Below are 11,938 nucleotides of genomic sequence, written 5' to 3'. Positions count from 1 at the left end.
GTCCACAGGCTGTGGGCGGAGCGGGCCGGCGCGCCGACCCGGCTGCCAGGCTCCGCCGGTGACCGACAGCCATCGCCCCCTCCTGCCGCGGGCCGTGCCCGTGCTGCGGGTCGCGCCCGGGACCCTGCAGGTCGGCGGGGTCGACGGCGACCCCGGCCTCCGGGTGGGTCCGCTCCCGGACGACGGGGCGCAGGCCCTGGCCGTGCTGCTGCGCGGGCTGGACGGCGACCGGCCGGTGGGCGCCGTCCTGGCCGAGGCGGTCGCCGCCGGGCTCGACCGGGCGGTGGTGTCCGACGTGCTCGACGGGCTGCGCGCGTGCGGCCAGCTGCTGGACGTCTCCTCCGCCGACCTGCTCGCCGCCGCCCACACCCCGGCCGCCCGGGCGCGCACCGAGGTGGAGCTGCCCGCGGCGCTGCGCACCGGCAGCGCCGGGACCTGGCGCCGGCGGCGGGTCGCGGCCGTGGTCGTGGACGGCGCCACCCGGGTCGGGGTGCCGCTGGCGGCGATGCTGGCCGCCAGCGGGGTCGGCCGGGTGCACGTGCGCGACCGCGGCACCGTGGGCGCCGCGGACACCGTCGTGGGTGGGCTGTCGGCCGCCGACGAGGGCCGCCCGCGCACCCTGGCCGCCGCCGACGCCGTCCGCCGGGCCGCGCCCGAGGTCGACCTGCGGCCGCTCCCCCCGGGCACCGTCCCGGACCTGCTCGTGCTGACCCGGCCCTGGGCAGCCGTCGACCCGCTGCTCGGCCACCTGCACACCGCGCGGGTGCCGCACCTGGTGGCCACCGTCCGCGGCGAGGTGGGCGTGGTGGGGCCGCTCGTGGTGCCCGGCCGGACCGGGTGCCTGCGCTGCGCGGAGGCCACCCGCACCGACGCCGCCCCCGGCTGGCCGGCCCTGGCCACCCAGCTGCGGGAACCACCCACCGCCCGCACCGGTCCGCCGGCCGGGCCGGTCACCGGCAGCACCGGCCTGTGCGCGGCCACCGCGGTCACCGCCCTCACCCAGGCCCTGGCCCACCTCGACGGCACCGCTGCGCCGCTGGCCCTGGACGCCGCGCTCGAGCTCCGCTCCCCCGATCTGCTGCCGCACCGGCGGGCCTGGCCACCCCACCCGGCGTGCGCGTGCCGCACGGCGGGGCCCCGGTGACGGGCCGTCCCGGCGGGCCGGGCCGCGAACAGGGACACTGGGGGGCGTGACGGACAGCGGGCGGGACATCCCACGCGGCAGCGTGTCGCGGACGGCCAAGCTGGCGTCGCTCCCGCTGGGGGTCGCCGGGCGCGCGACGCTCGGCATCGGGCGGCGGCTGTCGGGCCAGTCGGCCGAGCAGGTGTCGGCCGACCTGCAGCAGCGCACCGCCGAGCAGCTGTTCGCGGTCCTCGGCCAGCTCAAGGGCGGGGCGATGAAGCTCGGCCAGACGCTGTCGGTCTTCGAGGCCGCCGTCCCCGAGGAGCTGGCTGCGCCCTACCGCGAGGCGCTGGTCAAGCTGCAGGAGGAAGCGCCGCCGATGCCGGTGCGCACCGTGCACGCGGTGCTGGCCCAGCAGCTGGGCGGCACCTGGCGGACCCGGTTCAGCGACTTCGACGACGTGCCCGCCGCGGCGGCCAGCATCGGCCAGGTGCACCGCGCCACCTGGCGCGACGGCCGGGACGTGGCGGTCAAGATCCAGTACCCGGGCGCGGGCCCGGCGCTCATGGCCGACCTCAACCAGCTGGCCCGCTTCGCCCGGATGTTCGCCGTCCTGTTCCCGGGGATGGACGTCAAGCCGCTGATCACCGAGCTCAAGGCGCGGGTGGCCGAGGAGCTCGACTACGCGATGGAGGCCGACTCGCAGCGGGCCTTCGCCGGCGCCTACGCCGGTGACCCGGACATCGCCGTGCCGCGGATCGTGGCCAGCGCGCCCAAGGTCATCGTCTCCGAGTGGATGGAGGGCACCCCGCTCTCGAAGATCATCACCTCGGGCACCAAGGAGCAGCGCGACCGGGCCGGGCTGCTGATGTCCACGCTGCACTTCTCCGGCCCGACCCGCGCCGGGCTGCTGCACGCCGACCCGCACCCGGGCAACTTCCGGCTGCTGCCCGACGGCCGGCTGGGGGTCATCGACTTCGGCGCCGTGGCGCGGCTGCCCGGTGGCTACCCCGAGCCGATCGGCCGGCTCGTCCGGTGGGCGCTGGAGGGCCGGGCCGACGACGTGCTGGCCGACCTGCGGGCCGAGGGCTTCATCCGGCCGTCGGTCGAGGTCGACGCGCAGGCGATCCTGGACTACCTGCTGCCGCTGCTGGAACCGGTGGCCGCTGACCGGTTCCACTTCAGCCGGGCGTGGATGCAGGACCAGGCGACCCGGGTCGGTGACCCGCGCAGCGAGGCCAGCCGGCTGGGCCGCCAGCTCAACCTGCCCCCGGCCTACCTGCTCATCCACCGCGTCACGATCGGGTCGATCGGCGTGCTCTGCCAGCTCGACGCCGAGGCCGACTTCCGCTCGGTCATCACCGAGTGGCTGCCCGGCTTCGCGGGCGAGCCCGCGCGCTGACCGCGCCGGAGGCCCCCCGGTGACCAGCTGACCTGGTCACCGAGGGGCGGTGCCGTACCCACCGTCCTAGCGGACGGCGGCGCTGGCGCGGGCCGCCCGGCGCGTGGCGCGCTCGGCCCGGCGGGCCCAGCGGCGTGCGGCGACGACCCGGCGGGCCCGGGCGGCCACGTCGGCGTCGGCCATCAGGTCGGCCTGGCGGATGCGCGCCACGTCGAACCGGTCGTAGCGGTGCAGGTCCATCTCTCCCCCTCCCGGGGTGTCGGTGGTGGTCGGTGAGGTGGTCATGCCGCGACCTTCCGCGGCCGGCCCCGTGGGCGCTTGCGGGCGATCACGACCCCGTGGTCGAAGATCTGCCCACCCCAGACGCCCCAGGGCTCGGCCCGGGCGAGGGCCCCGGCCAGGCAGGCGGCCTGCAGGGGGCAGGTCGCGCAGAACTCCTTGGCCTGCTCCAGCCGGTCCGGGGTCTCGGCGAACCAGAGGTCGGCGTCCTCGGTCCGGCAGGGCAGCGCCGTGGGCAGGGGTCGCTCGAGCTCGGCCCGCCGGACGGACACCGGTCGCTCGATCGTGTGCTGCACGGTCGGTCCTCTCCTCGTGTGCTCACGGTCGACGGAGGCCCGCCGACCAGGTGGTCGGTGGGATCGACGGCACGAAGAAGGCCGCGGATCCCGGGTGTCCGGGTTCCGCGGCCTCGAGGGGACCGACCTGAGCGCTAGCTCAGGGGGTCTCTCGGGGGCAGGTCACCCGGGGTGGTGCTGTTCAGCTGGACGACGCCGGTCGGCAGACCGGTCATCGGGACGTCGACGGCCGGACGGAGCCGGACCGCGGTGCCCGCAGGCAGACCGGTGGCGCGCTCGGCAGCGGTGACGCCACGGGCGGCCCAGGCATCCAGGCCGCGCACGGCGAAGGCCCCGGCGTAGGACGGGGCCTTCGTGGCGGTGGTGGAGATCAACGTGACCCCTCCTCTCGGGGCTCGGGGACTCGGCCGGTGGGCCGTTCCCGGTGCGGGCGGTGCGTGTGCGGCTGAGGTTAGGGGACCCCGCGGAAGCGGGTCAACGCATTTAATCGGGGAGTTCGGCGTCGACCGCGGCGAGCACGTCGACGCCGTACAGCTCGAGCTTGCGGGCCCCGATGCCCGGCAGCGCGGACAGCTCGGTCAGCGACCCCGGCCGGGTCTCGGCGATGGCCTGCAGCGTCGCGTCGTTGAAGACCACGTAGGCCGGGATGGACGCCTGCGCCGCGGTGGCCGCCCGCCATGCCCGCAGCCGCTCGAACAGCTCGCCGGCCGGCCCCTCGAGGACGACCTCCACCCGGCGGGCCACCCGGGTGCGCACCGGCACGGGCGCGTCGGGCGCCAGCCCGGTGAGGAACCTGCTGCGCGGACGGACCCGCTTGCCGCCGGGCTGGCGGGCCAGCGACCAGGACAGGGTCAGCTGCTCCCGCGCCCGGGTGACCGCGACGTAGAGCAGCCGGCGCTCCTCCTCCACGGCGTCGGGGCGGGCCAGCGACTGCGCGATGGGCAGCACGCCGTCCACCAGCCCCACCACGAAGACGGCGTCCCACTCCAGCCCCTTGGCCGCGTGCATCGAGGCCAGGGTGACCCCCTGCACGGTGGGCGCGTGCTGGGCGTTGGCCCGCTCGGCCAGGTGGCCGACGAACCCGGCCAGGGTCAGGGTCGGCTGCTCGGCGACCAGGTCGACGGCCAGGTCGACCAGCGCCGACAGCGACTGCCAGCGGTCGCGGGCCGCACCGCCGGGCGGCGGCCGGTGCTCGACCCAGCCCACCGAGGCGAGCACGTCGCGGACGGCGGGGACCAGCGGGCTGCCGTCGTCCCGGCCGGCGGCGGCCCCGCGCAGCAGCAGCACGGCCTCGCGCACCTCGGGCCGCTCGAAGAACCGCTCGCCGCCCTTGAGCACGTAGGGCACCCCGACGTCGGCCAGGGCCGACTCGTAGACCTGGGACTGGGCGTTGATCCGGAACAGCACGGCGATCTCGGCCGCGGGCAGCCCGGAGTCGACCAGCTCCCGGCAGGCGGCGGCGACCGCGGCGGCCTCGGCCGGCTCGTCGGGGTGCTCGAGGAACCGCGGCTCGGGCCCGGCGGCCCGCTGGCCCATCAGCCGCAGCCCCGGCAGGCCGGTGCGCCGGGGGGCCATGCCGATCAGCTTGTTGGCCAGCCCGACCACCTCGGGGGTGGAGCGGTAGTCGCGCTCGAGCTTGACCACCTCGGCGTCGGGGTAGCGGTCGGCGAAGCCGAGCAGGTAGTCCGGGTCGGCGCCGGTGAAGGAGTAGATGGTCTGGTGCGGGTCGCCGACCACGCACAGCTCGGCCCGGCCACCCAGCCAGGCGTCCAGCAACCGCTGCTGCAGCGGGTTGACGTCCTGGTACTCGTCGACCACGAAGTGCCGGTACTGGCCGCGCACCTCGCGGGCGACGTCCCGGTGCTCCTCGAGGGCGTAGGCGGTGACCAGCAGGAGGTCCTCGAAGTCCAGCGTGCCGTCGCGCTGCTTGGCCTGCTCGTAGCTGGCGTACACCGCCGCGACCGCGGCCGGCTCGAAGGGCGCCTCCCGGCCGGCGGCCCGGGCGCGCGCCGGGTAGTCGTCGGGGGTGGCCAGCGTCGTCTTGGCCCACTCGATCTCCCCGGCCAGGTCGCGCAGGCTGGCCCGGTCGGTGGTCAGCCGGTGCCGGGTCGCCGCCCCGGCGACCACGCGCAGCTTGTTCTCCACCAGCTCCGGCAGCGGGCCGCCCAGCACGCGCGGGGCGAAGTAGCGCAGCTGCCGCATGGCGGCGGCGTGGAAGGTGCGGGCCTGCACCCCGCCCACGCCCAGGGCCGACAGCCGGCCGCGCAGCTCCCCGGCCGCCCGGGCGGTGAAGGTGACCGCCAGGACCTGCTCGGGGGTGTAGACGCCGGTGTGCACCCCGTAGGCGATCCGGTGGGTGATGGTGCGCGTCTTGCCGGTGCCGGCCCCGGCCAGGATGCAGACCGGGCCGCGCACCGCCGCGGCCGCGGCGCGCTGCTGCTCGTCCAGGCCGGCGAGCACGGCCTCCGCACCGGTCGGCCGTCGCTGCTCCTCGACCGTCACCCCCCGAGTCTGGCAGCCGGGTACGACAGCCCGGGGGAAGCATCCCCGGGGCACCGGCGTTGGACCCGGAGCACGACCCGGGGACCCGCTGGTCACCGGCACCCACCGACGACGGAGGATCGAGCGCATGACTGCCGCCACCGCACCCGTGACCATGTACACCACGAGCTGGTGCGGGTACTGCGTCCGCCTGAAGAAGCTCATGCAGCGCGAGGGCATCGAGTGGGCCGAGGTCAACATCGAGACCGACGAGGGCGCCGCGGACCTGGTGATGAAGGCCAACGGCGGCAACCGCACCGTCCCCACGCTGATCTTCGCCGACGGCACCGCGCTGACCAACCCGAGCATCGACCAGGTCAAGGACCAGTTGTCGCAGACCTCCGGCGCGTGATCCCCCCGCCGCGGTCCTCCTCGGGTCATCATCACGGGGTCGCCGGCCGTGGGGAGCCGGTGGCCCCGCGGCCACCGGGGCCGCGGGTGCCGAGGGAGGACGTGGCGGTGGGCAGCCCCGTGAGCAGCGCGACGGCCGGGTCCGCGACGGCCGGGTCCCAGCCCGACGACGTCGTCCGTACCCCGGACGGCGACCCCGCCTTCGTCATCACCCGCACCACCCGCGGGTGGGCCGTGGTGACCCCGGCCGGCACCGAGCAGGCCGCCGACCTGGTCGAGGCGATGAGCCTGGCCGACCTGATCGCCGAGGACCTGGGCGCCTCCCCCGAGCCCGGCCGCGACGCCCGCCGGGCCGCCCGGGGTACTGCGGCCGACGAGCCCGGCGCCGACCCGCGGGACCAGCAGCTGGCCGCGCTGCAGCGCTCGGTCGGCCAGCTCGAGCACGCCCTCGCCGCGCGGGTGTCGGTCGAGCGGGCCATCGGGGTGCTGGCGGTCCGCGGGGGCAGCTGCCCCCGCGAGGCCTTCGAGCAGCTGCGCCGCGAGGCCCGCTCCTCCGGTCGCCCCGTGCACGACCTGGCCCGCGAGGTGCTCAGCGACCTCGGCTCCGGCGCACCGCGGGCCGCCGTGCCCGCACCGGCCGGTCCGCCCCCGGTGGAGTCCCTCCCGGCGCCCGAGCGCCCGGCCCGCCGTCGCGTCGAGCGCTCGCGCGCCCGGCAGCCCCTCCTCGCCGAGGGCGAGCACTGAGCTCCCCGCTCCCGCTGACCCCCGCAGCCCTGGCCCGACGTCTGGCCGGGCTGCTGGCCGACGCCGCCCCCTCGCCCGGTGCCGCTGCCCTGCGGGTGGCCGTGGACGGCCCCGACGTGGGCCGGCCGGCCGACCTCGCCGGTGCGGTCGCCGACCTGCTGCCGTCGCTGGGGAAGCCGGCCGCCGTCGTCCCGGCCGACGGGTTCCTGCGTCCTGCGTCGGTCCGCCTGGAGCACGGCCGCACCGACGCCGACGCCCGGTACACCGACTGGCTGGACGTCTCGGCGCTGGCCCGCGAGGTGCTCGACCGGGTCGGCCCGGGCGGCCCCGGCGACGTGCTGCCGCAGCTGTGGGACGTCGAGCGGGACCGCGCCACCCGGGCCGACCGGGTCCCGGTCAGCGGGGTGGTGCTGGTGCCCGGTGCCCTGCTGCAGGGCGTCGGGCTGGCCTTCGACGTCGTCGTCCACCTGCGGGTCTCCCCCGCCGCCCGCCGCCGGCGCTTCCCGGCCGAGCAGGCCTGGGAGCTGCCGGCGTTCGACCGCTACGACGACGAGGTCGACCCGGTTGCCCTGGCCGACGCGGTCGTGCTCGCCGACCACGCCGACCGCCCCGCGCTCGTGCTGCAGGGCCGCTTCGGCTGAGCCGCTACTCGGCCAGCCAGGCGTCGATGAGGTGCCGGGCGATCGACACCGGCGGCGGCAGCGCGGCCGGGCCGTTGCCGCTGCGCAGCTCCTCGCGGCTGAACCAGCGGGCCTCCTCGATCTCGTCGTGGTCGACCTGGAGGTCGGTGCCGACGGCCCGCGCGGTGAAGCCGAGCATCAGCGACTGCGGGAACGGCCACGGCTGGCTGGACACGTAGCGGACGTCGGTGACCTCCAGCCCGACCTCCTCGGCGACCTCGCGGGCGACGGCGGCCTCGGCGGACTCCCCCGGCTCGACGAACCCGGCGAGGATCGAGAACCGCCCGGGCGGCCAGACGGCCTGCCGGCCCAGCACGCACCGGTCCCCTCCGTCGTGCACCAGCATGATCACCGCCGGGTCGGTGCGCGGGAAGACCTCCTGGCCGGTGGTGGGGTCGCGCTGGGTCCAGCCGGACTTCTCGATGGTCGTGGCCGCGCCGGTGTAGGGGCTGAACCGGTTGCGCTCGTGCCACTCCACGATGCCGACCGCCTGGGCCAACAGCCCGGCGTCCCGGGCACCCAGGTCCGAGCCGATCTCGCGCAGCCCGCTCCAGGTGTCGACCGGGGTGCCGCTGATGGTCAGCGAGCGCTCCCCGCGGACGACGGCGTACGCGACGTCGTCGGCGTGGCCCAGGTAGATGCCGCCGGTCGGGAACTCGGCGCGCTGGTCCCACAGCAACTCCGGGCCGGTCGCGCCCTCGTGCACCGGCACGGCGCGCTGGGCGTCGATCGTCAGCACGCGCACCGGCCGGCCGCGGGCCGGGTCGTCGAGGTCGCGGTCCAGGTGGCCGCGGTCGTGGCCGACCCGGGACAGCACCGGGACGTCGTCGGTGGTCGGGCCGCTGCGCTCGGGCCAGACGGCGACGTCGACGGGCAGCTCGGAGGGGGGCGGGTTGTCGGCCGGACCGCTGCCGCCCGGCGGGGTGGCGGCCGGGTCGACCGGCGGCACGGTCATCGCTGCACCGGACCCAGGGCGGCCAGCTGGTCGGCGGTCGCGTCGGCGTCGCCCACCACGACCGCGGTGAGCCCGGCCGGGTGCAGCCAGCGACGGGCGGCGGCGGTGACATCGTCGAGGGTGACCGCGGCCAGGGCCGCCTGGTGCTCGGCCAGCCAGTCGGCCGGCAGGCCCGAGCCGATCAGCGCCGACAGCGTGCTGGCCAGCCCGGCGTGGGTCGCGGTCGCCAGCGCCGTGGTGCCCAGGATGTAGCGCCGGGCGGCGTTCAGCTCGGCCTCGGTCATCGGTACCAGCGCGATCCGGCCGAGCTCGTACACCGTCTCCAGCAGAGCCGGCCCGGTCACCCCGGTCGCGACGTCGGCGTCGACCAGGAACGACGACCCGGCCTGCAGGTGGTCCACCGAGCTGCGCGGGCTGTAGGTGTAGCCGCGCCGCTCGCGGATGTTCTCCACCAGCCGGGAGGAGAAGTAGCCGCCGTAGACCATGCTGGCCAGCCGCACGGCGGGCAGCTCGGGGTCCCGCCGGCCGGGGGCCGGGCCGCCGAGGCGGAGGTTGGACTGCACCGCACCGGGCCGGTCGACCAGCAGGAGCGGGCCGACCGGGGCCTCCACCAGCAGGGGCGCGTCGACGGCGGTGCCGCTGCCGGCCCAGCCGCCCAGCGCCGCGGCGACCGCGTCGGTGGCCGCGACCGGGTCGACATCGCCGACCAGCACCAGGGTGCTGCCGGCGGGGAGCACGCGCTCGCGGTGCAGCTTGCGCAGCGCCGCGGGGGTGATGGCGGCGACCTGCTCGGTCTCGGGCAGCTGGACGGCGTAGGGGTGGCTGCCGTAGCGGCGGGTGGCCAGCGCGGTGCGGGCCACGACGCCGGGCTGGGAGCGGGCGATCGCGATCCGCTCGGCGACCCGGGCCTTCTCGGCGGCGACCTGGTCGGCCGGGTAGGTGGCCCGGCCCAGCAGCTCGGCCAGCACGCCCAGGACGGCGGGCAGGCCCGAGGGCAGCATCGTCGTCCCGAGCAGGAGGCGGTCGGGGTCGGCCGAGACCGACAGCTCGGCGCCCTCGGCCTGCAGCAGCTGGGCGATCTGCACCTGGTCGTGCGCGGCGGTGCCCAGCAGCACCGCGCCGGTCAGCACGGAGGTGCGGGCGACGTGGGCGGCCGCGGCCCGGGTCGAGGCGGCGGCGAACGGGATCCGCAGCCGCAGCTCGACCAGCGGGACGCCGGCCCGCGGCACGACGGCGACCTGCAGGCCGGTGTCCAGGGTGGTCAGGTGGACCTCGGGGACCGGCTGCGGGCGGGGGTCGCCCAGCGGCGGCACGAGGGACAGGTCCAGGACGGGCGCGCTCATCGGGTGGTCCCCTTCTCGGCGGTGCGCAGCTCCAGGACGGCGGCGGTGTCGGGCACCAGCCCGCGGGCGGCGTGCTGCACCGCCTCCGGGGTGACGGCGGCCAGTCGGGCGGCCAGCTCACCGGCCAGCTCGGCCCGGCCGTGGATCAGCTCGGCGGAGGCGAAGCCCAGCGTGCGGCCGAGCACCCCGTCAGCCCCCCGCAGCAGCTGAGCACTGGTGCGGGCCTGCACCCGGGCGAGCTCGGCGGCGCCGACGCCGTCCTGGGCGACCTTGTCGATCTCCTCGTGCACGGCGTCGAGCACCCGCTGCGGGGTGACGTCGGCGGAGTGGTGCACCTGGGTGGTCAGCGTGGTGGCGTCCCGGACGTCGAACGGGTCGCCGAACAGACCGACGTAGGAGGACTGCGCGACGGCCAGGTGGTCGCGGTGCACCAGCCGCAGCTCCAGGCGGGAGGCGTCGCCCTCGCTGAGCAGCTCGGACAGCAGCACCGTGCCCAGGTAGGTGTCCAGGTCCGCGACCGGGTCGGGCACCCGCCAGGCGATGGCCACCGCCGGGGCCGGGGCGAGCGCGTCGACGACCACGCCGTGCCTCGGGCCGGTCGGCGAGGCCTCGCCGGTGTAGGGCGTGGGCGGGGCGGCGCGGTGCGGGACGGCGTCGAAGTACCGCCGGACCAGCCGCTCGGTCTCGGCGACGTCGAGGTCGCCGCCCAGGCACAGCACGGCGTTGGCCGGGGCGTAGTAGCGGTCGAAGAAGTCCTTCGCGTCGTCGACCGTGGAGGACTCCAGGTCGACGAAGGAGCCGTAGCCGTCGTGGGTGTTGGCGAAGGACTCGAAGGCGATCTGCGGCAGCTGCAACCAGGGGAAGGCGCCGTAGGGCCGGTTGAGCACGTTGACCCGGATCTCCTCCTTCACCACGTCGATCTGGTTGCGGAGGTTCTCCTCGGTGATGGCCGGCGAGGCCATCCGGTCGGCCTCGAGGAACAGCGCGCGCTCCAGCGCCTCGGCCGGCAACGCCTCGAAGTAGTTCGTGTAGTCCTGGTGGGTCGAGCCGTTGAAGGAACCGCCGGCGGCCTGCACCAGGCGGGCGTGCTCCATCTTCGGCACGTGCGCCGACCCCTGGAACATCACGTGCTCGAAGAGGTGCGCGAACCCGGTGCGGCCCTCGGGCTCCGAGCGCATCCCGACGTCGTAGAAGACGCTCACCGCGACCACCGGGACGCTGGTGTCGGGGGCCAGGACGACCCGCAGCCCGTTGTCGAGGGTGAACCGCTCCACCGGGTGCCGCAGGGTCAGATCAGCACCGGGAGACGTCACGCCACCGAGCCTAGGTCGTCGCTCCCCGGTCCGTCACAGCACGTCGACGGCGTCGACGACGCGGTCGATGACGCCGTACAGCTCGGCGTGGGTGTTGGGGATCGACAGGTACAGCAGGGCCGGTGCCGGCCGGCCGGTGTCGATGACCACCAGGGCCGCGCGCTCGCCGGTGGCGTCGTAGCCGGCGGCGTCCCAGCTGAGCACGAACTCGTAGATCCAGGCCGGCGCCCCGTCCACGGTGATGGCCTCGTCGCGCAGCTCCTCGCGCTCGTTGGGCCCGGGGTAGTAGTTGGCCCGCACGCTCTGCGCGAGGGTCTCGATCGTGGCCTGCTCACTGCCCGGCCCGGTCCAGCCGTACCCCTCGGCCACCGGCCCGGAGGTGATCTGGGCGATGAACTCACCGCCGTCGGGGACGCTGTCCTGGGTGGTGAAGTACTGCCCGCGCACCGACGTGGTCTCCAGCGGTACCGACAGCGCGTACTGGTACCAGCCGTCGCCCAGGTAGGGGTAGGAGATACCGGCCTCGTCGTCGATGATCTGCACCGTGCCGGGGGCGAAGGTCGGGCCGGTGGCGGTCGGCCCGGCGACCACGGTCGGCGTGGGGTCGTCCGCGCTGCGCCGTGCGACGCCGCCGACGATCGTGACCACGAGGACCACCACGGCGGCGGCCACGGCGCCCAGCACCCAGACCGTGCGCCGGCTCCCACCGGCCGGGCGCGCCGGCGGGGGCTGCCACGGCGCCGGGGGCGGCCGGTAGGCGCTCTCGCCGCGGGCGGTGGTGACCCCGGGACCGGCCGGGGTGAGGACGTCGGACCAGCCGATCCCGTTCCACCACCGCACCATCCCCGGGGCGCCGTCGGGGTCGGGGTAGTAGCCGGGCGGGGCGGTTCCCGGTCCGCTCACGGTCGCGT

The 11,938-nt window shown here is 76.4% G+C and carries 13 protein-coding genes; 5 read left to right on the top strand and 8 right to left on the bottom strand.

The features are described 5' to 3' along the window. Window positions 1–58 precede the first annotated feature (58 nt). A complete protein-coding gene (locus UXQ13_RS06910; protein WP_336392043.1) occupies window positions 59–1,144 on the top strand; it encodes a ThiF family adenylyltransferase in 1,086 nt (361 codons plus the stop codon). 46 nt (window positions 1,145–1,190) lie between these two features. Then, window positions 1,191–2,525, top strand: coding sequence for an ABC1 kinase family protein (locus UXQ13_RS06905; RefSeq protein ID WP_225234738.1), 1,335 nt, complete (start codon window positions 1,191–1,193; stop codon window positions 2,523–2,525). A gap of 66 nt (window positions 2,526–2,591) precedes the next feature. Here the strand turns inward: UXQ13_RS06905 and UXQ13_RS06900 are convergent, their stop codons facing one another. The 4 genes from UXQ13_RS06900 to UXQ13_RS06885 form a co-directional block, all read right to left on the bottom strand. Then, window positions 2,592–2,810 carry a hypothetical protein gene (locus UXQ13_RS06900; RefSeq protein WP_336392042.1) on the bottom strand — a complete coding sequence of 73 codons (219 nt, stop codon included), beginning with the start codon at window positions 2,808–2,810 and terminating at the stop codon, window positions 2,592–2,594. Next, window positions 2,807–3,100 (bottom strand): WhiB family transcriptional regulator, encoded by a 294-nt coding sequence (locus tag UXQ13_RS06895; RefSeq protein WP_380093332.1) that lies wholly within the window; start codon window positions 3,098–3,100, stop codon window positions 2,807–2,809. The genes UXQ13_RS06900 and UXQ13_RS06895 overlap by 4 nt, the downstream gene beginning before the upstream one ends. Window positions 3,101–3,234: 134 nt before the next feature. Beyond that, a complete protein-coding gene (locus UXQ13_RS06890) occupies window positions 3,235–3,474 on the bottom strand; it encodes a hypothetical protein (RefSeq protein ID WP_225234736.1) in 240 nt (79 codons plus the stop codon). A 109-nt stretch (window positions 3,475–3,583) separates the two neighbouring features. Beyond that, window positions 3,584–5,602: an ATP-dependent DNA helicase UvrD2 gene (locus UXQ13_RS06885; RefSeq protein ID WP_336392041.1), complete on the bottom strand. Its 2,019-nt coding sequence runs from the start codon at window positions 5,600–5,602 to the stop codon at window positions 3,584–3,586. Between the two features lie 127 nt (window positions 5,603–5,729). On the opposite strand from UXQ13_RS06885, the gene UXQ13_RS06880 reads away from it, so the two are divergent. The 3 genes from UXQ13_RS06880 to UXQ13_RS06870 all read left to right on the top strand — a co-directional run bounded on the left by UXQ13_RS06880 (window position 5,730) and on the right by UXQ13_RS06870 (window position 7,377). Then, window positions 5,730–5,993 carry a mycoredoxin gene (locus UXQ13_RS06880; RefSeq protein ID WP_225234734.1) on the top strand — a complete coding sequence of 88 codons (264 nt, stop codon included), beginning with the start codon at window positions 5,730–5,732 and terminating at the stop codon, window positions 5,991–5,993. Window positions 5,994–6,112: 119 nt separating this feature from the next. Next, window positions 6,113–6,736, top strand: a complete 624-nt coding sequence (locus UXQ13_RS06875; RefSeq protein WP_336392040.1) for an ANTAR domain-containing protein — start codon at window positions 6,113–6,115, stop codon at window positions 6,734–6,736. A 101-nt stretch (window positions 6,737–6,837) separates the two neighbouring features. Further along, window positions 6,838–7,377 carry a nucleoside/nucleotide kinase family protein gene (locus UXQ13_RS06870; RefSeq protein WP_336392039.1) on the top strand — a complete coding sequence of 180 codons (540 nt, stop codon included), beginning with the start codon at window positions 6,838–6,840 and terminating at the stop codon, window positions 7,375–7,377. A 4-nt stretch (window positions 7,378–7,381) separates the two neighbouring features. On the opposite strand, the gene nudC is transcribed toward UXQ13_RS06870, so the two are convergent. From nudC to UXQ13_RS06850, 4 genes are read right to left on the bottom strand one after another with little or no spacing between them, the layout of a single operon-like run. Next, entirely contained in the window at window positions 7,382–8,371 is a 990-nt protein-coding gene (nudC, locus tag UXQ13_RS06865) for an NAD(+) diphosphatase (protein ID WP_336392038.1), read from the bottom strand. After that, complete coding sequence (locus tag UXQ13_RS06860) at window positions 8,368–9,714, bottom strand: M16 family metallopeptidase (protein WP_419146484.1); 1,347 nt, start codon at window positions 9,712–9,714, stop codon at window positions 8,368–8,370. The genes nudC and UXQ13_RS06860 overlap by 4 nt, the downstream gene beginning before the upstream one ends. After that, entirely contained in the window at window positions 9,711–11,027 is a 1,317-nt protein-coding gene (locus UXQ13_RS06855; protein WP_336392037.1) for a M16 family metallopeptidase, read from the bottom strand. Before UXQ13_RS06855 ends, UXQ13_RS06860 begins: the two co-directional genes overlap by 4 nt. Before the next feature lie 33 nt (window positions 11,028–11,060). After that, window positions 11,061–11,930: a DUF2510 domain-containing protein gene (locus UXQ13_RS06850; RefSeq protein ID WP_336392036.1), complete on the bottom strand. Its 870-nt coding sequence runs from the start codon at window positions 11,928–11,930 to the stop codon at window positions 11,061–11,063. Window positions 11,931–11,938: the final 8 nt, after the last annotated feature.

Source organism: Klenkia terrae, from assembly GCF_037083865.1.
Classification (GTDB): domain Bacteria; phylum Actinomycetota; class Actinomycetes; order Mycobacteriales; family Geodermatophilaceae; genus Klenkia; species Klenkia terrae.
Note: the sequence above shows the minus strand (reverse complement) of the source record. Positions and strands in the feature narration are given on the sequence as shown.

Bases quoted from the DNA above. Each gene is read 5' to 3' on its own strand.
- UXQ13_RS06900 (WP_336392042.1), bottom strand. From the start codon at position 2,810: ATGACCACCTCACCGACCACCACCGACACCCCGGGAGGGGGAGAGATG.
- UXQ13_RS06880 (WP_225234734.1), top strand. From the start codon at position 5,730: ATGACTGCCGCCACCGCACCCGTGACCATGTACACCACGAGCTGGTGC.
- nudC (WP_336392038.1), bottom strand. From the start codon at position 8,371: ATGACCGTGCCGCCGGTCGACCCGGCCGCCACCCCGCCGGGCGGCAGC.
- UXQ13_RS06860 (WP_419146484.1), bottom strand. From the start codon at position 9,714: ATGAGCGCGCCCGTCCTGGACCTGTCCCTCGTGCCGCCGCTGGGCGAC.